Genomic DNA, 19,969 nt, shown 5'->3' on the forward strand with positions numbered 1-19,969 from the left:
CTGCCGGGCATGCCCTGCCCGGCATGACCACTCTCCGCCGCTCCCCGGCACGACGCAAGGGCACCGGCGTGAAGGCCTGCGCGCAAATGCGGCGCGCGGGAGGCAAGCTATTGGTGGGTGGGTAAATCAGTCCGCCGCGAGGCGTCGGTGCAACTCATCCACGACATGGCGTGCGCGGCGTGGCAGATCCCATTCCGCGCGGTGGATCAGCCAGAGCGTCTCGACGACCGACTGATCGGCACCCAGCACACGGATCGCCTCCGGCCGGGCGAAGGCGCGGCGCGCGTGCCGCGGCATTACGCTGAAGCCCAGGCCGCGCGCGACGGGCTCCAGGATCAGGCCAATCTGGTTGGTAAAGCCGCTCACCGGAATGTCCGCGAGGCCCCGCTTCCCTGGGTAGCGCCGGGAGAGCAGCCGGGTCGCCATCGCGTGGCCATCCGGGTGGTCGATAAAGCCGAGCCGCACAAGGTCGTCCCAGCCTTCAACATCGGCTCCCGCAGGGACAACGAGTTCCAGCGCTTCCTCACAGAAGCGTTCGACGGCTAGCCGTTCGTCCTGCGGGTGGTGGGAAACGATGCCCATGTCCGCACGGTTATCGAGCACGGCTTTGAGCACGTCGTCTTCAGGGGCGAAGCGATGGCGGATGACCAGGCCGGGCGTTTCGCTCTGGATGTCGAGAAGCTTGGGGTACGTGGAAAGCCCCACGCTGCCCGGCGTGATCATGGAAACGATGCCCTGGAGCGCATCGGCATCCGACAGGCGCGAGGCAAGGCAGCGGCCCGCGCGCTCCACTTCCTCACAGTAGGCCTGCAGGGCCTGCCCCGCCGGGGTGAGCTCCACCCCGCGCGGCCGGCGGATGAACACGGGGCCCACCTGTGCCTCGATCTGGCGGATGTGCTGGCTGACCGCCGCCTGGGTAAGTGCCAGCGAGTCCGCCGCGCGGGTGAAGCTGCCCTCGGCGGCGAGAGCGCTGAACGAACGGAGCCAGGCAGGGCTTAGCATAATGAAATCTTATAGTAACCATTAGCGTATCGATCTTTTCATTATAGACCTCAACCCCTATCGTTTGTCGCATTCTGTTTTCAGGCACTGCCATGTCCGCCCTGTTTTCCCCGTTTACCCTCAAAGACGTCACGCTCCGCAACCGCATCGCCATCCCGCCGATGTGCCAGTACCGCGCCGAGGACGGCTACACCAACGATTGGCATCAGGTGCACTACCCGGCCATCGCCCGCGGCGGTGCCGGCTTGGTGATCGTCGAAGCGACGGGCGTCTCGCCCGATGGCCGGATTACGCCTGCCTGCCTCGGCATCTGGGATGACGCCCACGTCGAAGGCCTCGCTCGCATCGCGGGTTCGATCAAGGCCGCCGGTGCCGTGCCGGGCATCCAGATCGCCCACGCCGGCCGCAAGGCCAGCGCCCACAAGCCGTGGGAAGGCGACGACCACATCGATGCCACCGACCCGCGTGCGTGGGAAACCATCGCACCGTCAGCCATCGCCTTCGGCAAGGGTTTGCCGCGCGTGCCGCGCGCCATGACCCTGGACGACATCGCGCGCGTCAAGGCCGATTTCGTCGCCGCGGCAAAGCGCGCCCGCGCCGCCGGTTTCGAATGGCTGGAGCTGCACTTCGCCCACGGTTACCTCGCGCAGAGCTTCTTCTCCGCGCATTCGAACCAGCGCGATGACATCTATGGCGGCAGCGCGGAAAACCGCGGCCGTTTCCTGCTCGAAACGCTTGCCGCCGTGCGCGCCGTATGGCCGGAAAACCTGCCGCTCACCGCGCGCTTTGGCGTGCTCGAATACGACGGCCGCGACGAAGAAACCCTCGTCGAATCGATCGACCTGGTCCGCAAGATGCACGCGGAAGGGCTCGACCTGCTCAACGTCAGCGTCGGCTTCACCATCCCCGAAACGAACATCCCGTGGGGCTCCGCGTTCCTCGGCACCATCGCCGAGCGCGTCCGTCGCGAAGCCGGGTTGCCGGTCGCCTCGTCGTGGGGCATCGATGATCCGATCGCCGCGAACCGCGTGGTCGCGGAAAACCAGATGGACCTCGTGATGATCGGCCGCGCGCACCTCTCCGACCCGCATTGGCCGTACAAAGCCGCGATGGCCCTGGACGTGCCGCGCCCCTCGTGGACGCTCCCGCCCTCGTATGCCCACTGGCTGGAACGCTACGCGCCAATGCGCGCGTAAGCTCCTGTAGGAGCGTGCTTGCACGCGATGGGTCTTGCCGCGAGCACCCATCGCGCGCAAGCGCGCTCCTACACAAGCTCGATATATACAGTTTAGCTGTACAGTTTAGCTGTATGGATGTTAGGCTTTATCCATGCCTACCTCATCGCCCGAGCCACGCACCGCGGCACCGCTCGCCGCCGATCTGCGCCTCTCAATCAGCAAGCTCCTCCGCCGCCTCCGCGAACAGGCCGGCCCCAACGATCTCACCACGGCTCAGAAGTCGGTGTTGCTCCGCCTCGATCGCGACGGTCCAGCGACCGTGTCGGCGCTGGCGCGGGCGGAGAGCGTGCGGCCGCAATCCATGCGCGTGACAGTCGCCGCGTTGGAGAAGATGAAGGCGATCCATGGCAAGCCGGACCCCAACGACGGCCGGCAGACGCTGGTGGACCTCACACCGGGCTTCAGGAAAGCACTGAACGCCAATCGCGCCGCCAAGGAAGACTGGCTATCGCAGGCCATCGCCGCGCAGTTATCCCCCGAGGAACAGCGCGTGCTCGCCGCCGCGGTGCCGCTCCTGCAACGCCTCGCCGAATTCTGACCTCGCCCGCACCTGTCCAGGACGTCATCCACCTGCTCAACTCCCGGAGTGCCTGATCGTGAACGTGCTGCCCCTCCTCTCGTATTTCCTCAGCGGCGCGTTGCTCTGTAACGCCCTGCCCCACTTCATCAGCGGTGTACGCGGCGAGCCGTTCCAGACGCCATTCGCCACGCCACCCGGCGAAGGCCTGTCGTCGTCGACGGTGAATGTGCTGTGGGGCTTTTTCAATCTGGCCGCCGGCTACGCGCTGGTGTGCCGTGTTGGCCAGTTCGACTGGAAGTCGACCGCCGACGTCGCCGCATTCGGACTGGGCGTGCTCGCGCTGGGCCTGTTCGGCGCGCGGCATTTCGGACGGTTTCACGGCGGCCATCTCCCGAAGCAACCGTGAGCGCCACCGGCCACGGGGCGTTCCGCTCTCTGAAGAATCCGAACTACCGCACCTGGGCCGCCGGTGCACTCGTGTCGAACATTGGCACATGGATGCAACGCACGGCTCAGGACTGGCTCGTGCTCACCCAGCTGACGCATCACAACGCGTCAGCGGTGGGCACGGTGATGTCGCTGCAGTTCGGCCCACAGCTTCTCCTGCTTCCGTGGTCCGGCTATGCGGCGGACCACTTCAACCAACGCCGGCTGCTGATGGGCACGCAGGCGACGCTAGGGGTGCTCGCACTCGTATTGGGCGCCCTGACACTCACGGGCGTCGTGCAGCTCTGGCACGTCTACGTGTTCGCCCTGCTTTCCGGCTGCGCGGCCGCGTTCGATGCACCGGTGAGGCAAACCTTCGTCGGCGAACTGGTAAGCGATGCGGAACTCCCCAATGCCGTGGCGCTGAACTCGACGTCGTTCAATGCGGCGCGCATGGTGGGCCCCGCCGTGGCTGGCCTCGTCATCGCCAAGGTCGGCACGGGTTGGGCATTCCTGCTCAACGGCGCCAGCTTCATCGCCGTGCTTGCCTCGCTTTCCCAGCTTCACCCCTCGCGCTTGCAGGCGCGCGTCCGCGCGGTAAAGACGAAGGGCAGCCTCACCGAAGGCCTCCGCTACGTCATGAAGCGCCCCGACCTCATGGCGATCCTGGGCATCCTGTTCCTCATCGGTACGTTCGGCCTCAACTTCCCGATCTTTATCTCCACCATGGCCGTGGGCGCCTTCCATCAGGACGCAAGGGGCTTCGGCCTGCTTTCCTCGATCATGGCGGTCGGTACCGTGGCCGGCGCGCTGCTGGCCGCGCATCGCGCGAAGCCGCGGTTTGAAGCGCTGATGTACGGCGCGGGCGTGTTCGGACTCGGCTGCACGCTTGCTGCGCTCGCACCGAACTATGCGTTCTTCGGTGCGGCGCTGGTCGTGATCGGCATCTCCGCACTGACCCTCACCAACACGACGAACAGCCTCATGCAGTTGTCAACGGCGCCTGCCATGCGCGGCCGTGTCATGGCCCTTCGTGTCGGTATCGCGCTTGGTTGTACGCCGCTAGGCGCGCCCCTGGTCGGGTGGATCGCCGACCATGTGGGGCCACGCTGGGCGCTGGGGGTAGGTGCGGCATCGGGTATCGCCGCGGCGGCCCTGGCGTTGTACGCCATCCGCCGCGGCCACCACGTTGCAAAGGACCTTCTGTAGGAGCGTGCTTGCACGCGATGGGTCTTGTCGCGAGCACCCATCGCGCGCAAGCGCGCTCCTACAAGAGTCAGGCCTTGCGGCCGAGCGGCAGGTCGATCGTGGTGCCACCAGTGCCGGTGATGATCTTCTGGGTGGCGGGGATGTAATCCGACGGCTGGGCCAGGAAGATGTTCGGCACGAACTTCTGCGGGTTGCGGTCGTACAGCGGGAACCACGACGACTGGATCTGGACCATGATGCGATGGCCCGGCAGGAAGACGTGGTTGGCGTTGGGCAGCGCGAAGTCATAAGGCAACGCGGTGTTTGCAGCGATCGGCTTCGCGGTTTCGAAACCTTCGCGGTAACGGCCGCGGAAGATATCCATCGACACGCCGAGTTCGTAACCACCCATCTCCGGCTGGTTCGGCACCTGGTCCGGATACACGTCGATCACCTTGACGACCCAATCCGCATCGGTACCCGTGGTGCTCGCCATCAGGTGGACGCGAGGCGCGCCGCTGATCTGCACCGCTTCGGTCAGCACAGGCGAAGTAAAGGTGGCCACGTCCGGACGCGAGGCAGCTTCACGCTGGTCGGTGGTCAGCCAGTGCTGCCAGCCCACGCCAGCCATCGGCCCCACCGGCCGCGGGCGGTAAGGCACCGGATGCGCGGGATCGGAGACGTACTCGACCGAACCAGCGGTGTCCTGCCCCTGCGTTGCGCTGCCTGCGATACGCAGGGAGTGATCGGCTTCGGGCACCAGCGTGGCGTCGCCACCAGCGGCTACCGGCCACGCCGGCGCGGTTTCCCAACGGTTCTCACCGGTGACGTACGCATTGACCGGCGCCGTCACGGCCGGCGCGTCCTTCAGGTAATGCGCGAGGAACGGGCGAAGGATGTTCTGGCGGAAGTACAGCGAGGTGTCGCTACCGAAACGCACGGCACCCAGCGAGCTGCCATCACGCACTTCCTGGCCATGGAACCACGGGCCCGCGACGAGGAACAGTTTGTGTGCATCATCGTGCGGTGCCATCGCCTTGTACACCGCGAAAGCACCGTAGATGTCTTCCTGGTCCCAAAGGCTGGCGACCAGCATGGTCGGCACGCTTACCGGCTCACGCCCGAGGATTTTGTCCACGGCCTGCTCCGACCAGAAGCTGTCGTAGGCCGGATGCGCCACGACCTTATTCCAGAAGCCCAACTGCTCCATGCCGTACTGCTTCGCGATTGCGCCAGCCGAAACACCTTCCAGGAAGAACTGGTAGTCGTCCGCATAATTGGACCACCACTTGTAGTGATTCTTGCGCGAGGCGGTCTGCTCGTAGATGTATTCGAGATTCTGCTGGCGGAAGGCGCCGTTGTGGAACCAGTCGTCGCCCATCCAGCCATCGACCATCGGGTTCATCGGCACTGCGGCTTTCAACGCCGGGTGCGGGTGAATGATAGCCATCAAGGGCTCGAAGCCATCGTAGGAAATACCCAGGATCGCGACGCGCTTGTTGCTCTCCGGCACATGCTTCACCAGCCAGTCGATGGTGTCGTACGCATCGGTGGAATCATCGACCGGCGTGGCGTTCAACGGGCCATGCAGCGGGCGGTTCATGACGTAATCGCCTTCCGAACCGTATTTGCCGCGCACGTCCTGCACGACGCGGATATAGCCATCCTGCACGAGCACGTCGCTGGCATCGTCGTCATGGCTCACCGCCATGGCGAGGTGGCCACTCTCGATCGCGCTGGTCATCTCCGTCGCATCGTAGGGCGTACGGGTGAACAGGATGCCGGCGTTCTTCGCGCCCTTGGGTACCAGGATCACGGTGTGTAGCTTCACCCCGTCGCGCATGGGGATCATCACGTCGCGCGTCTCGTAATCGAACGCGTCGTGCACGGGCTTGAAGGTCGCCGGTGTCTCGCTCGGCAATTCCTTGTACCCGCCTTTGCCGGGCGAGGTATCGGCAGCGATGGCCGGGGCCGATACGGCAAGCGCGAGAGCCAGCGCGAGGGGGCGGATCGAGAGCAGGCGGGAAGCGATCAAGGGAAGCCTCATGACAGTGACGGGCGTGACCACGCCGGGAAAAGATCGGGCAACAGCTGCCACGCTACCGGACCGCGGACCATTTCGTCATCCGTCAGCAGGCAGGTGTCCAGGGCAGCGCGGATTGTGGTTTCGGGCAGGTCGACACCGATCATCACCAGTTCCTGGCGGCGATCGCCATAGCGGGGATGCCAGAGGTCGCGCAGCGCCCGACGCTGCTCGGCATCGGGAATCTCATGGTCGCCCGGCGGCGCAACGCGCAAATCCTCGATGGCAAACGGGCGCTTAAGGCCCGCACGGACGCGTTCGCGGCTGGCCCACCAATGGCCGGCCGCCGTGATATCCGTGGCACCGCCCGCGACGGCCAGGTTGCCAACCCAATCCATGCGACTGGCGAGCCAGAAGTAGCCCTTGGCACGAAGGACGCCCGGCACCCCCGCCTCGAACAGCGCATGCAGACGCGCCGGGTGGAACGGTCGTGCGGCCCGGTAAACAAAACTCGTGATGCCGTACGCCTCGGTCTCCGGCGTATGCGCGCCCATCAACTCTTTCACCCAGCCAGGTGCGAGCTGGGCCTTCTCGTAATCGAACAGGCCCGTGTTCAGGACAAGGCCAAGGGGAACCTCGCCGAACGCGGCATCCACCAGCTGGGCATCGCGATTCAAGGCACGCAGAACGCGGTGTACCTGCTCGCGCTCGACGTCATTCAACTGATCGCACTTGTTGATGACGATGACATCGGCGAATTCGACCTGCTCGGTCAGCAGGTTCACCAGTGCGCGGCCATCGTCCTCGCCGTTGCTTTCCCCGCGGCTGGCCAACGAATCCGTCGAACAGAAATCGGCGAGGAAGCTGCGCCCGTCGACCACGGTGACCATGGTGTCGAGCCGCGCCACATCGGAAAGCGAGAAACCATCCTCATCACGGACGTGAAAGGTAGCGGCCACCGGCAGCGGCTCGCCGATGCCGGTGGATTCGATCAGGAGGTAGTCGAAGCGCCCTTCATCCGCCAGGCGCCGCACTTCGTGCATCAGATCGTCACGCAGGGTGCAGCAGATACAGCCGTTTGAGAACTCGACCAGCTTTTCTTCAGTACGGCTGAGGCCGGCGCCGCCATCACGAATGATCGCGGCATCGATGTTCACCTCGCTCATGTCATTCACGATGACAGCCACGCGGCGCCCTTCCCGGTTGTGCAGCACGTGGTTGAGCAAGGTCGTCTTCCCGGCACCGAGGAACCCGGAGAGGACCGTAACGGGCAGGGGTTCCCGCAATCTTTCATTCGTTGGCATGGGTTTCATTCCTGAGCCGGCGCGCTGTAACCGTCGAGCGGGTCGAAGCGAATAGATAGGCAGACAACCCACTTTGAGCCATCGACCTGTTAGATTCATCAATTGTTATAACATAACATTTGACGACGGGTCTGGGCTGAAAGTCATAGACCCCGCCATACTGGGCGTTGGCGCTCACCTCGCGCGACGAAGAAGAAAGGAAAGGCATGACCGCACCACGCTACGTAGCTCGCGCAGCATTTGCTGCGATCACATTGATCGCGACCGCCTGCAGCCAGGCCGAGAGCCCGGCCACCTCCCAGGCGCAAGCGCCCGCCAAGAAGCAGCCGGCACCAAGCCAGGACCAGCCCAAGGTGCTCGAGGCGCTCCGCGCCCAGGGCCTGGACCACATCAAGGAATTCCCTGCCGGCAACGGCCTGCGGGCCTTCGCGGGCGCCGTCGGCGACCAGCCGATGGCGATCTACGTGACCCCGGATGGCAACGCCATCATCGGCACGCGCGTGGACGTGACCGGCAAGCGCATTGACGACAGCACGATCACCGACCTGGTCATGAAGCCGCTGGGCGACAGCTTCATGGAGACGCTGTCGAAGGCGAAGTGGATCCGCGATGGCAAGGCCGACGCACCGCGCATCGTCTACGCCTTCTCCGATCCCAACTGCCCTTATTGCCATGCGTTCTGGAAGGCGGCCCGGCCGTGGGTCGACGCCGGCAAGGTGCAGGTTCGCTACCTGCTCGTCGGCGTGATCCGCGAAGACAGTCCGAACAAGGCGGCCGCGATCATTGGCGCCGCCGATCCTGACGCGGCTCTGGTCAAGAACGAGACCACCTACGAGAAGGGCGGCGTAACCGCGCTGAAGACCATCCCTGAAGCTATCCAGAGCCAGCTCGACGACAACCAGATGCTGATGCTGAAGATGGGCTTCGAGGGTACGCCCGGCATCCTCATGAAGGGTGACGACGGCAAGCTGGTGAAGCTAAGCGGCCTGCCCCGCGACGGCAGCCTCGAGAAGTTCTTCGGCCCGCTCTAACGCCATCAGGCCGGCTGTTGTAGGAGCGAGCTTGCTCGCGATGGGTGTTACGGCAAGCACCCATCGCGCGCAAGCTCGCTCCTACAACTGCGTTTTTAGCCTAGATGGCGGGTGTGACCGGCAGGTCGATAAGTTCTGGCCGGCCGCCGAGCATGCGTGGAAGCGTGCTTGCGTTGACGTCGAACGGTGCGCCCGGCTCGGACTGGCTCACTTCATCGAGTCGCGCGATGAGTTCTTCCGGCAGGATGACATCGAGGGCCGCGAGGTTGTTCTCCAGTTGTTCCACGGTGCGCGGGCCGATGATGGGCAGCACCGATGTCGTTGACCTGCGCGCACGCGCAAGGATCCACGCAAGCGACACCTCGGCTGCGGTGACGCCCAATTCGCCCGCCGCTTCGATGACGGCATCCACCACCGCGCTGTCGCGTTGGGATTTTTCCGTGCGGATGACGCGGCCCAACCCCTGCAAGCGCCCCTGCTCGCCCGCCCGGTATTTTCCCGTGAGGAGGCCGCCCGCGAGCGGCGACCACAGCAAGGCTGCAAGCCCCAGGGCTTCTGCCATGGGCATCAGTTCCCTGTCACCGCCGCGCTCCACGAGGCTGTATTCGAACTGGACCGCCGCCAGTGGCGCCCAGCCGCGGAGGTCAGCGAGCAACGCCGCGCGCGATATGCGCCACGCCGGGAAATTCGAGACGCCGACGTAGAGCACCTTGCCCGCTCGCACAAGGTCGTCGAGTCCGCGGAGAATCTCTTCGAATGGGGTGACGTTATCGCTGTGGTGTACCCAGTACAGATCCAGGCGGTCGGTCTTCAGGCGGCGTAGCGATTGCTCGACCGAATACACCATGTTCTTCCGGCTATTCCCGGTGAAGGCCAGGGACGCCTCCTTCGCCGCGCCTCCACTGTATTTGGAGGCAAGAACAATCTCGTCGCGAATCGGGGCGATGAGATCGCCGAGCACGGATTCGGACTGACCGAACTGATAGCCATCGGCGGTATCCAGGAAGTTGCCGCCCGCGGCCAGGTATCGGTCGAGGACGCGCCGTGCGTCGGCCGGCTCCGATCCATAACCCCATTGGTTGCCGAACAGCGCGACTCCGAACGCGATTTCTGAAACGCGCAATCCGGTGTGGCGTCCAAGTAGCTTGTAGCGCATGGGTTTCTCCCCGCGTTAACGATGGTGGTGCCCGTCAGGCATCCGCGTTGGCGATCGACAGGAGTTGCGATCGCAAGAGGGCCGCTTCCGACGCACCGAATGCGCGTTCGAAGGTTTTTTGGGCCTGGAGCCAGTACACCTTCGTTTCCGCGAGCTTTGCCTGCCCCGCAGGGGTCAGGGCCACCAGCTTGCTACGCCTGTCGATATCGGAAGGGCGAACGGCGACGTAACCGTCGCGCTCAAGGGGCCGCAGATTCCGCGCGATGGTCGTTCGATCCATCACCAGCGACTCGGCCAGTTCCCAGAGGGTAGGCGCCTCGGCACCCCAACGGGAGATTTCAGCAAGGAGGGTGTGCTGGCTCGAGCCAAGGCCGGTGGGCGCGAGCGCCTCGTCGTAGAGCCGGGAGACCCGCCGCGATGCCTTGCGCAGTGCACCGCAGTTGCAGGAAGAAGGATCGCGCTGGCGGCTAGCTGGCATACCACGGCTCCAGATAGGTGCATATGCACTCATTTCAAAATAAGCGTATATGCACGTATTTCGAGTGTCAAGGCGTGTCGGGCCACCCTCCCCGCTTTACGCCGGGATCAGGCCCGAGGCCTGGTAGGCCCGGATCAGTGTGTCGTAGAGCTTGATATCGCCCCGCCCGCGCGCCATGAGCTGCGCGCCCGCGACCGCGGCGAAGATGGCATGCGCGCGCTTCTTCGCATCCCTGGCACTGGCGACGCCCGCTTCGACAAGGGTCTTGCCCAACCAGGCGATATTCACCTCGTTGAAGCTCTCGATCTCCTTTTTGACGATGTCGGGAAGATCGTCGAATTCCGCTGTCATGAAGCTGCACAGGCAGATGCGGTTGTCGTTTTCCAGGGCGGTGCGGAATGTGCCTGGGAACTTCCGTAGCCGCTCGGCGGGATCGCTGGTCTTTGCCGTGATGGCATCGAGACCGGCAGACGCATCCTCCCAGTAACGCCGCGCCACGGCCGTGGCCAGATCCGCCTTGCTGGGGAAATGGTGGTAGAGGCTCGCGGCCTTGATGCCCACCTGATCGGCGAGCGCCCGGAGGTTGAGGCCGCCGTAACCGTGCGCCTGCGCCATGCGGGTCGCGGCTTCAAGGATGGTGTCCTTCGAGTTCTTTCCGGTGGGGCCTTCCACGAAACCTTACCTCGCAATGTGAACCAAACCGCTGCGGGCGGCGATTCGCATTCTCGCAAATGCCGTCGAAGAAGTCGTTGACGGGTGCTCAGCATAGCGCGTATCGTCCTCCCTAACAACCGTTAGGTAGGTAAAGACCTCCTGAGTTTGCTGCGCCCCCACCCACTGACCGAGAAACCCCATGACCACCGAACTTGTTCACCAGGACGCCACGAAGCTCGCCGAACTGATACGCACCAAAGAGGTATCGCCTGTCGAAGTCATGCAGGCACACCTGGATCGCATCGAGGCGACGAACCCCCACATCAACGCCATCGTCGCCATCTCGGACGACGCCCTCAAAGCCGCAAAGCGCGCCGAAGCGGTGGTGATGGCGGGCCACGAGCTGGGCCCACTGCACGGCGTCCCATTCACGGCCAAGGATTCCTTCGACGTGGCCGGCGTACTCACGCAACTCGGCTCGCCGATCTTCAAGGGCCGCGTGCCCGATACGGACGCCACCGGCATCGCCCGGATGAAGAAGGCCGGCGGCATCCTTCTCGCCAAGACCAATCTTCCCGAGTTCTCTTTCTGGATCGAGAGCGACAACCTCCTCTCCGGCCGCACCGTGAATCCCTGGAACCGCGACCGCACCCCTGGAGGCTCCAGCGGTGGTGAATCTGCCGCCGTCGCCGCAGGCATGTCACCCCTTGGCCTGGCCACCGACATCGCCATCTCCGTGCGTGGGCCGGCCGCCCTCACTGGCGTCGTCGGCCTCAAGGCCACCCACGGGCGCATCCCCATGACGGGCGTCTGGCCGCGGGTACCCCGCCGTTTCTGGCATGCCGGTCCCATCGCCCGCAGCGTGCGCGATGTGGCACTGGCCTATTCGCTCATTGCCGGACCGGATGGTGCCGACGGCTTCTCGATCAGCCCACTCTCCGTGGATACCGGCGTAGGCGTGACGCTTGGCCGTCCACTACGCGTCGGCTGGCTGGTCGAACCGGGCTTTGGGCTGGTGGAAGATCAGGTCGCCGCAACGGTACAGGCCGCAGCCGAAGCGCTGAAGTCGACGGGCGTGACGGTGGAGCCAGTACGCATCCCCGTGCTTGAGCAGATCAACGCGCTGGACGTGCTCTGGAAGATCCAGGCCATGGAGACGAAGCCGGCATTCCGCGAGGTTACGGCAGGCCATGAAGACCTGATCTATAAGCACGTGCAGGCGGTCTTCGATACACCTGACACATCGATCGAAGACTTTGTCATCGCCGAACAGCAGATCGAACAGATGCGCGACGGCTTCGCCCAGTACTTCCAGCGTTACGACGCCCTGCTCTGCCCCGTGCTCCCGGTGGCCAGCCACGGCCATGACGCTTCGGAGTTCGTCATCAACGGCCAGACCGTGTCGTCGCTGCATGTCATGGATGCCACCGCGCAGCTGAACGTCACCGGCCTTCCGGGGTTGTCGCTGCGCTTTGGCACCAGCAGCGATGGCATGCCGATTGGCGTACAACTCGTTGCGCCGTGGCTGGCCGAATCGACGCTCCTGCATCTCGGCGCACTGCTCGAAAGCATGAGCCCCGTTCGCAACCTGCACCCGACCCTGGCCAACATGGGCATCACGCAGCCGTAAAGCCCCTGTAGGAGCGCGCTTGCGCGCGATGGGTGCTTGCGACAAGGCCCATCGCGCGCAAGCGCGCTCCTACAGGGATGGTCTCAAGCTGGGCGGCCTCCGCTGCGCCGTTCCAACGCCAGTCAGCCGGCACGCCGAGTCAGCAGAAGTCCACTGACCAACGACAGCGGGCCCAGGACGAACATGAAGGCCTCGCAGAGCTGCCGGGATGTTTCGCCATAGCCGGTGAGGCCACCCATGCAGAAAAAGCCAAACACGGTGAGGCTGGTGAGAACCACCACACCATTTCGGCGGGGCGTGCTGTCCGGGAAGAGCCAGGCCAGCGCGCACGGCTGGCACCGTATGAAGAACCACGCCACGACGGCGAAGAACGGCATGCCCACGAGGAGGAGAATCTCCATGGGCGTCCAGCCGAATCCCAGCGCCACCGTGTGCATGTCGGCATGCGATGCGAACGTGCGCAGTGGGACATAGGAAATGAGGTTGCCGACGCTCATCACGATGAGCCAGTAGGCAAAATAACCAAGTAAGGGCGCTGCCCTTTTCCGTGCTGCCGCCAGAAGTGCGAGGCCCACGCCCAGGCTGGCGACGAGGTTGCCAAAAGCCACGCCGGCCAGGGCGATGAGCCCCGCGTGCACCGCGTGACCACCCGCAAATACGGGAGCGTAATCGACGTTCTCATCGACATCCTGCAGCAGCAGGATGTTCATCGGCGTTGCATGCCCCCAATCCAGGTCGAGGGGGTTGCCCTTCCAACCCAGGGCAGTGGCCAGGAACGAGTGCGCGAATTCGTGGGTTAGGAATGCAACGGCGTGAGCCAAAAGCCAGAGGGCCACGGTAGTGATCGCGAACACGCCAATCCGTCTGGACATCGTTTTGCCTGGGGCGACCGTTGCGGTGGGGTCATCTTAGGGGATGGTGATTGCGGGACGCCAGGTTGCGGTCAGCGCTGCGCTACAGGGCGCTGCTGAGCACCAGTGAGAAAAACATCACCTGGGAGCCGTTGTACAACTTAAAGAGCAGCCGATGGCGTCCTGCGGAGAGTCGAAGACGCACCTTGCCCTCGCTCAAATTGTAGTCGGCGATCTCGCGCCTCATCGAACGGGCATCCACCATGAACCAGGGCTTCACCGGCGCGCCGCCCTTCCAGACCAGCTGATCATCCACCCATAGCTTCGCGTCATCATCGGCCCCGATCCAGGCCCAGATCTCCATGTCGCGATCAAGGCTCAGTTCGGTGTATCCATAGTAGATGGCGCTCTCCGCAGGATCGGGTAGAAACAGCGGGTACTCGCTGGCCTGGACGTAACGCCACGTAAGCGTGCCGAACTTGCCCGCGTAGGTTCCATCCAGATCGACGGCAATCTCGGGTAGCTCCGGATGATCCAGGGGATGGTCGCCGATTGCCTCGAACGGCCCCACGACATACCACGTGTCGACATACAGGCGGTTGGCATAGGTGCCACCCGCGCCCACGCTGCGCCCTCCTGTCGCGCGTACCGGCGCGTCTAGGGGCGGGATGGTAGAGAAGCGCCCCCGTGGAACGATATCCGCGCCGTGGCTGCCGGCGGACGCAACCTCAAACGGGGTCAGGTTGGTGTCTCCTGCCGCACCGAGTAGCCGGGGTCCCCCGGGACCACCCTTGGCTGCTGCCCCGGCCGTCGATGCTCCCGCGGGTGGCGCGGCTTGTATCTCGCGTGCCAGTGCCGCGGCGGCCTGGCTTTTAAGCTGGGCAAGCTGTGCGAGTGCCTCGGCCTCCGTATGCGGCATCTTCGGTAGCGCGGGCAAGTCGGCATGCGTTTGTTTCAAGGCGTCGTAGCGCGCCCGCGCTTGTGCCAGCGCCTCTTGTGCCGATCGAGCGGGCTGGACCGGCGGTGGCGCGGGCCCATGCGAGCGTTGCGCGAGCGCGGACTCGATCGACGCCATATCGTTCAGGCGCTGAGCGGCCGCGGCCTGGAATGCAGCATTACGCGTCGCGTCCACCCGCTTTCGCGCGGCATCCGGTGAGGGCGACCGTTGGGCCAGGTAATACACCAGGCCCAGCACGATGGCGTGAGCCAGGATGGACCACAGCACGTCGCGAGCCGGGTTGTCACTTCGGACCGGGCGATACGGATCCCACGACGATCGCGTGGCCATGTCAGTTCCGGACGTGGACCGCGAGGTTGGTGAGCCCTTCGAACGCACACATGTCCATGACGCTTACGACGTCCTGGAACTGAGCGCGGCGGTCCCCGTCGATGCGGATGACCGCGTGCGCATCGTGAGCCGCCAAATCGTGAAGGCGATCCTTAAGCCGCCCCTGTGTGGTCGCAACGCCATCGACGTAGATGGCTCCGTCGCGCGCCACGGTGATGAGTACACCCGTCGAAGGCGCCTCTTCGGCGCGAAAGGTCGCTGCAGCTTTAGGAAGATCCACCGGGATGGATCGATTGCGCTGCTTGTCTTCGTTCTGCTTGAAGGTGGTCGCCACCATGAAGAACATCAGCAGGAAGAAAATACAGTCGATCAACGCCACCAGTCCGATCTCCGGCTCCTGGTCATCGCCCAGGTCGATCTTCACGGGGTGACGCCGGCCGGCGTAGGCACGAAGTGGGTGCGCAAGAGCGCACCTGCCTGCCGTTCCAGCTCGATGCCAAACGCAGTGATCCGGTATTTGAAGCCGTGGTAGAAGGACAGCGCTGGAAGTGCGACGCAAAGGCCGGCGGCCGTGTTGACCAGCGCTTTGGAGATCCCGCTTGCCAGCAACGCCGGATCAATGGGACCGTTCAAGGCAAGCGCATGGAAGGCTTCGATCATGCCTGCAACGGTGCCCAGCAAGCCTACGATCGGCGCAACCGTCGCGATGATTGCCAACGGGTAGATACGGCGTAAATGTTCGCGAAGCTCGATGGAGGCGATGTCTTCCACGCCTTTGGTGATGGTCACCAGGTCGAGCGCGCGATACGCCAGCATGTAATGCAGCATGCGCGAAAGCGTGCTCGGGTGGTTGGCGACCAACGTCTGGGCCTGGTCGATCTTGCCGTCCTGCCAAAGGGCGTCCGCCCTGCGTGCCAGGCCTTCTGGGACCACGAACGTCTTACGGACATTGCGAAGCCGTTCGATCGCTACCCATAGCGCGATCACCGACATCGCAAGCAGGACCACGAGGGCTACGCCCCCCTCTCTCAACTGACCGACGCCATCGAATCCTTGCGCGCATGCGGGTGATATCGGAGACAACGCAAGCGCGAGGGTGACGAACAAACCATCAAGCCGAACCGAGAGGCAACGTTTCATAGGAGTCCGTTCGTCCATAGGTGCACCGAGCACAGGTCGGTCTTCCATTTATCACAGACCGGGGCTTGGCCGGAAGGTGCCAGGCAAGATGCCTCGGCGCACATGGAGTGCATGCAAGCGACGCACGGCCTGCCGTCAACCCGCCCATATTGCCTCTCCCCCTGTAGGAGCGAACTCCTACAACGGCTGCGGTATATCAGACGGCGACGGGCGCCTTGATCGCCGGGTGCGGATCGTAGTCCACGATCGATACGTCTTCGAAGCGGAAGTCGAAGATGGTCTTCACTTCCGGATTCAGCACCAGCTTCGGCAGCGCGCGCGGTTCACGCGCCAGCTGCTTCTGCGCCTGCTCGATGTGGTTCGAGTACAGGTGCGCATCGCCCAGCGTGTGCACGAAGTCGCCCACTTCCAGCCCGGTGACCTGGGCGATCATGTGGGTAAGCAGCGCGTAGCTGGCGATGTTGAACGGGATGCCGAGGAAGATATCGCCCGAGCGCTGGTACAGCTGGCACGAAAGCTTTCCGTTGGCCACGTAAAACTGGAACATGGTGTGGCACGGCATCAGCGCCATCTTCGGCAGCTCGCCCACGTTCCATGCGGAGACGATGAGGCGGCGCGAATCCGGGTTGCGCTTGATCTCTTCCACCACCCAGGCGATCTGGTCGACCACCTTGCCATCGGCCGTGGGCCATGCGCGCCACTGGCGGCCGTAGACCGGGCCGAGGTCGCCCTTCTCGTCAGCCCATTCGTCCCAGATGCTGACGCCGTTATCTTTCAGGTAAGCGGTGTTCGTATCGCCCTGCAGGAACCAGATGAGCTCATGGATGATCGAGCGCAGGTGCAGCTTTTTGGTGGTGACGAGCGGGAAGCCCTTCGCCAGGTCGTAGCGCATCTGCCAGCCAAACACGCTGCGCGTGCCGGTACCGGTACGGTCGGCCTTTTCGGCACCGTGATCGAGGACGTGGCGGAGCAGTTCGAGATAAGGCTGCATGGCTTAGGACGATATCAGGAGGCAGTAGCGGTGGGTGCTGCGACCGGCGCGTACGGGGCGCGGCGCGACATGATCAGCCAGAGGATGCCCAGGGCGATCAGCGGCAGCGAGAGGATCTGGCCCATGGTGACCCAGCCGAAGGCGAGGTAGCCGAGCTGCACATCGGGCACGCGGACGAATTCGATGGTGAAGCGGAACACGCCGTACATCAGCGCGAACAGGCCGGAAACGGCGTAGCGCGGGCGCGGCTTCATCGAGAACACCCAGAGCACCACGAACATCACGACGCCTTCGAGCGCGAACTCGTACAGCGGGTTCGGATGGCGCGGCAGCGCATCGGGTGCATGCGGGAAGATCATGCCGATCGGTAGGTCCGTCGGTTTACCCCACAGCTCACCATTGATGAAGTTGCCGAGGCGACCAAGGCCCAGGCCCACGGGCACCAGCGGCGCCACGAAGTCCATGGTGTCGAAAAATTTTACGCCGTTACGCCGCGACCACCACAGGCCGGCCACCAGCACGCCGAGCAAGCCGCCGTGGAAGGACATGCCGCCGTCCCACACACGGAAGATGGCCAGCGGGTCGGTCCAGATCCAGTTGATCGCCGTGTAGAACAGCATGTAACCGACGCGGCCACCCAGGACCACGCCCATCATGGCGTAGAACATGAGGTCGCTGAAGCGATCCGAATTGACCGGCAGGCGGCCCTGGCGGCGCCGGTATTCACCCAGCGCCCAGCCCCCGAGGAAGCCACCGAGGTACATCAGGCCGTACCAGTGGACCTGGACCGGACCGAGGTGGAAGGCTACGGGCTCGAACTTGACGACGAACGGATCGACCATGGGAGGCACGCTAAGGAGGCTATCCCCAAGTGTACCGCCCCCGCTTGCCGCATGCCGCCTTGTGGAGAGGGCCCGGATTGGGCTATAGAGCCTGCCGGAACGCCATCCTGGGGAGTGATGGCGGAAATGGACGTTTCACCAGGGGAGACACCTTAGATGACCATTCGCCTTGCCCGGCCGTTGCTGGCCGCGCTTTGCCTTGCCGCATGCGCCGCACCGGCCGTTGCGGATGACCTGATCCCGACCGCCGACTTTGCCCGGCGCGCGCCGCTCACCGACCCGGCGCTGTCGCCCGACGGGCAGTACGTGTCCGTCGCGTATCACGATCCCGACGGCAAAACGAACGGCCTGGCGATCTACCGCGTCTCGGATATGTCCAACCCGATGACGCTGATCCGCATGCCGCCGTATGAAATGCCCGCCGAAATGATCTGGGCAAGCGCAACGCGCCTGGTCGTCGCGCGCGGCAAGGTGGATGGCTCGATCGGCCGGGTTTCGCTGACCGGCGAAATCATGGCCATCGACGTCAACGGCAAGAATCCGGATTACCTGTTCGGTTACGAGAACGTCGGCAAGCGCTCCGGTACGCGCGCCACCGACCGCGGCTGGGGCTTCATCGAAGGCACGCCGCCGCAGACCAACGGCCATTTCTATATGCGCGCCACGCTGTGGACCAGCGAAGATCGCAGCACGCTGTACGACATGGATGCCACCACCAGCACGCGCAAGCAGCTTGCGGATATCGGTATCCCGGGGCTGCGCTTCATGATGGCCTCCGACGGCACCCCGCGTTTCGCTACCGGCATCGACCAGGACTACAAGCACGTGGTGCTGCACCGCGATGCCAATGGCGCCTGGTCCCCGGTGAAGACCGACCACGATCATGAGTGGTACGAACCCGTCGCGCAGGTCGCGGATAGCAAGCGCATGTATGCGACCTACAGCCCGGGCGGCAAGGGCGGCCTCTTTGTCGAGCAGGACGAAGATGGCGGCAACGCACGGGTCATCCGCCGTGATGAGTTCAGCGAAGTCACCCCTAATGGTTTCTGGACGCCGGCCCCGCTGCGCCCGTTCGGCACCTGGTCGGAAACGGGCATCCCCTCGGTCACGTATGTGAACCCGCAGGAGCCGATCGCGAAGCTGCACATGGCGCTCGCCCAGAAGTTTCCTGGCGAATTCGTCCGCTTCATCGATTACAACGAAGACGGCAGCCAGTTGATGTTCAAGGTGTCGAGCGACCGCGATCCGGGCCGCGTGATGCTGATCAGCACCAAGACCTACAAGGTCTCGTCCCTGTTCAATACGTTGCCGTGGGTTGATCCGGCGAAGATGGCTGAGCGTCGGCCGGTCCGCTTCAAGGCCAGCGATGGCATGGAACTCGAGGCCATCCTTACCTTCCCGAAAGGCAAGCCGGAAAAGGACCTGCCCATGGTGCTGGTGCCGCATGGCGGCCCGCACGGCATCAGCGACGACTGGTTCTACGACACCGACGCACAGTTCCTCGCCAACCGCGGGTACCTGGTGCTGCAGGTCAACTACCGTGGTTCGGGTGGCCGTGGCGAAGCCTTCGAATCCGCCGGCTACCGTCATTGGGGCAGCCGCGTCCAGGATGACCTCGCCGATGGCGTGAAATGGGCGATCAGCCAGGGCTTCGCGGACGCGTCGCGCGTGTGCGTGTTCGGCGCCAGCTTCGGCGGCTATTCGGCACTGATGGCCCCTATCCGCGACCCGGGCATGTTCAAGTGCGCGGTGGGCTACGCGGGTGTCTACGACCTGGCGCTGATGCGTGATAAGGGCGACATCAAGAGCAGCAAACTCGGCCGGAGCTATCTGGACGAGGCGATCGGCAACGATCCGGCGGAACTGGCTCAGTTCTCCCCGGCCAAGCGGGCCGGCGAGCTGAACCTTCCGATCCTGCTGGTGCACGGTGAGGATGACCAGCGCTCGCCGTTTGCCCACTTCAAGGCCATGACGGCGGCACTCGACGCCGCGCACAAGCCTTACGAGACCCTGGTGAAGTCGGATGAACGCCACGGCTTCGTCAAACCGGCGAACGTCGAGGAGTTCTACAACAAGCTGGCCGCCTTCCTGGACCGTAACATCGGTGAAGGCGCCAAGGGCAAATCCGCGGCGCCCTGAGCCCGGCCGGGCAACCGCCATGACCCATGGCGGTTGCCCGTTGCTCCCGCAAGCGTTATGTTCGCGTG

19 protein-coding genes are annotated in these 19,969 nt (G+C 64.3%); 7 read left to right on the forward strand and 12 right to left on the reverse strand.

All coding sequences use genetic code 11. The annotated features are described in order from the left end of the window. Nucleotides 1–126: 126 nt before the first annotated feature. Nucleotides 127–1,002: a LysR family transcriptional regulator gene (locus L2Y96_RS16085; RefSeq protein ID WP_283248844.1), complete on the reverse strand. Its 876-nt coding sequence runs from the start codon at nucleotides 1,000–1,002 to the stop codon at nucleotides 127–129. 92 nt (nucleotides 1,003–1,094) lie between these two features. On the opposite strand from L2Y96_RS16085, the gene L2Y96_RS16095 reads away from it, so the two are divergent. The 4 genes from L2Y96_RS16095 to L2Y96_RS16110 all read left to right on the forward strand — a co-directional run bounded on the left by L2Y96_RS16095 (nucleotide 1,095) and on the right by L2Y96_RS16110 (nucleotide 4,395). Beyond that, nucleotides 1,095–2,198: an NADH:flavin oxidoreductase/NADH oxidase gene (locus L2Y96_RS16095; RefSeq protein WP_247328180.1), complete on the forward strand. Its 1,104-nt coding sequence runs from the start codon at nucleotides 1,095–1,097 to the stop codon at nucleotides 2,196–2,198. Between the two features lie 133 nt (nucleotides 2,199–2,331). Beyond that, nucleotides 2,332–2,778: a MarR family winged helix-turn-helix transcriptional regulator gene (locus L2Y96_RS16100; RefSeq protein ID WP_247328182.1), complete on the forward strand. Its 447-nt coding sequence runs from the start codon at nucleotides 2,332–2,334 to the stop codon at nucleotides 2,776–2,778. A gap of 58 nt (nucleotides 2,779–2,836) precedes the next feature. Further along, nucleotides 2,837–3,166: a hypothetical protein gene (locus L2Y96_RS16105; protein ID WP_247328183.1), complete on the forward strand. Its 330-nt coding sequence runs from the start codon at nucleotides 2,837–2,839 to the stop codon at nucleotides 3,164–3,166. After that, entirely contained in the window at nucleotides 3,163–4,395 is a 1,233-nt protein-coding gene (locus L2Y96_RS16110) for an MFS transporter (RefSeq protein ID WP_247328185.1), read from the forward strand. Before L2Y96_RS16105 ends, L2Y96_RS16110 begins: the two co-directional genes overlap by 4 nt. 67 nt (nucleotides 4,396–4,462) lie before the next feature. On the opposite strand, the gene L2Y96_RS16115 is transcribed toward L2Y96_RS16110, so the two are convergent. Together L2Y96_RS16115 and L2Y96_RS16120 are read right to left on the reverse strand one after the other, a co-directional pair. Then, nucleotides 4,463–6,385 carry a CocE/NonD family hydrolase gene (locus L2Y96_RS16115; protein WP_247337086.1) on the reverse strand — a complete coding sequence of 641 codons (1,923 nt, stop codon included), beginning with the start codon at nucleotides 6,383–6,385 and terminating at the stop codon, nucleotides 4,463–4,465. Nucleotides 6,386–6,417: 32 nt separating this feature from the next. Next, on the reverse strand, nucleotides 6,418–7,701 hold the full coding sequence (locus L2Y96_RS16120; protein WP_247328187.1) for a GTP-binding protein: 1,284 nt from the start codon (nucleotides 7,699–7,701) through the stop codon (nucleotides 6,418–6,420). A gap of 206 nt (nucleotides 7,702–7,907) precedes the next feature. On the opposite strand from L2Y96_RS16120, the gene dsbG reads away from it, so the two are divergent. Beyond that, nucleotides 7,908–8,732 (forward strand): thiol:disulfide interchange protein DsbG, encoded by an 825-nt coding sequence (dsbG, locus tag L2Y96_RS16125; protein WP_247328189.1) that lies wholly within the window; start codon nucleotides 7,908–7,910, stop codon nucleotides 8,730–8,732. A gap of 100 nt (nucleotides 8,733–8,832) precedes the next feature. Here the strand turns inward: dsbG and L2Y96_RS16130 are convergent, their stop codons facing one another. From L2Y96_RS16130 to L2Y96_RS16140, 3 genes are all read right to left on the reverse strand, one after another. Further along, nucleotides 8,833–9,888, reverse strand: coding sequence for an aldo/keto reductase (locus L2Y96_RS16130; RefSeq protein WP_247328191.1), 1,056 nt, complete (start codon nucleotides 9,886–9,888; stop codon nucleotides 8,833–8,835). 34 nt (nucleotides 9,889–9,922) lie between these two features. Next, complete coding sequence (locus L2Y96_RS16135) at nucleotides 9,923–10,366, reverse strand: MarR family winged helix-turn-helix transcriptional regulator (protein ID WP_247328194.1); 444 nt, start codon at nucleotides 10,364–10,366, stop codon at nucleotides 9,923–9,925. A gap of 96 nt (nucleotides 10,367–10,462) precedes the next feature. Further along, nucleotides 10,463–11,038: a TetR/AcrR family transcriptional regulator gene (locus L2Y96_RS16140; RefSeq protein ID WP_247328195.1), complete on the reverse strand. Its 576-nt coding sequence runs from the start codon at nucleotides 11,036–11,038 to the stop codon at nucleotides 10,463–10,465. Nucleotides 11,039–11,219: 181 nt separating this feature from the next. On the opposite strand from L2Y96_RS16140, the gene L2Y96_RS16145 reads away from it, so the two are divergent. Beyond that, nucleotides 11,220–12,650 (forward strand): amidase, encoded by a 1,431-nt coding sequence (locus L2Y96_RS16145; RefSeq protein ID WP_247328197.1) that lies wholly within the window; start codon nucleotides 11,220–11,222, stop codon nucleotides 12,648–12,650. Nucleotides 12,651–12,772: 122 nt separating this feature from the next. On the opposite strand, the gene L2Y96_RS16150 is transcribed toward L2Y96_RS16145, so the two are convergent. From L2Y96_RS16150 to lgt, 6 genes are all read right to left on the reverse strand, one after another. Continuing rightward, on the reverse strand, nucleotides 12,773–13,522 hold the full coding sequence (locus L2Y96_RS16150) for a hypothetical protein (RefSeq protein WP_247328199.1): 750 nt from the start codon (nucleotides 13,520–13,522) through the stop codon (nucleotides 12,773–12,775). A gap of 82 nt (nucleotides 13,523–13,604) precedes the next feature. Then, entirely contained in the window at nucleotides 13,605–14,789 is a 1,185-nt protein-coding gene (locus tag L2Y96_RS16155; protein ID WP_247328201.1) for a hypothetical protein, read from the reverse strand. A 1-nt stretch (nucleotide 14,790) separates the two neighbouring features. Next, nucleotides 14,791–15,213 (reverse strand): ExbD/TolR family protein, encoded by a 423-nt coding sequence (locus L2Y96_RS16160; RefSeq protein WP_247328203.1) that lies wholly within the window; start codon nucleotides 15,211–15,213, stop codon nucleotides 14,791–14,793. Beyond that, nucleotides 15,210–15,929 carry a MotA/TolQ/ExbB proton channel family protein gene (locus L2Y96_RS16165; RefSeq protein WP_247328204.1) on the reverse strand — a complete coding sequence of 240 codons (720 nt, stop codon included), beginning with the start codon at nucleotides 15,927–15,929 and terminating at the stop codon, nucleotides 15,210–15,212. Before L2Y96_RS16165 ends, L2Y96_RS16160 begins: the two co-directional genes overlap by 4 nt. Before the next feature lie 196 nt (nucleotides 15,930–16,125). Continuing rightward, a complete protein-coding gene (locus L2Y96_RS16170) occupies nucleotides 16,126–16,920 on the reverse strand; it encodes a thymidylate synthase (protein ID WP_247328206.1) in 795 nt (264 codons plus the stop codon). 14 nt (nucleotides 16,921–16,934) lie between these two features. Then, on the reverse strand, nucleotides 16,935–17,762 hold the full coding sequence (gene lgt / locus L2Y96_RS16175; RefSeq protein WP_247328207.1) for a prolipoprotein diacylglyceryl transferase: 828 nt from the start codon (nucleotides 17,760–17,762) through the stop codon (nucleotides 16,935–16,937). A 156-nt stretch (nucleotides 17,763–17,918) separates the two neighbouring features. Between lgt and L2Y96_RS16180 the strand changes: the two genes are divergently transcribed. Further along, nucleotides 17,919–19,901, forward strand: coding sequence for an alpha/beta hydrolase family protein (locus L2Y96_RS16180; RefSeq protein WP_247328209.1), 1,983 nt, complete (start codon nucleotides 17,919–17,921; stop codon nucleotides 19,899–19,901). The last annotated feature ends 68 nt before the right edge of the window (nucleotides 19,902–19,969 follow it).

Source organism: Luteibacter aegosomaticola, from assembly GCF_023078475.1.
GTDB lineage: Bacteria > Pseudomonadota > Gammaproteobacteria > Xanthomonadales > Rhodanobacteraceae > Luteibacter > Luteibacter aegosomaticola.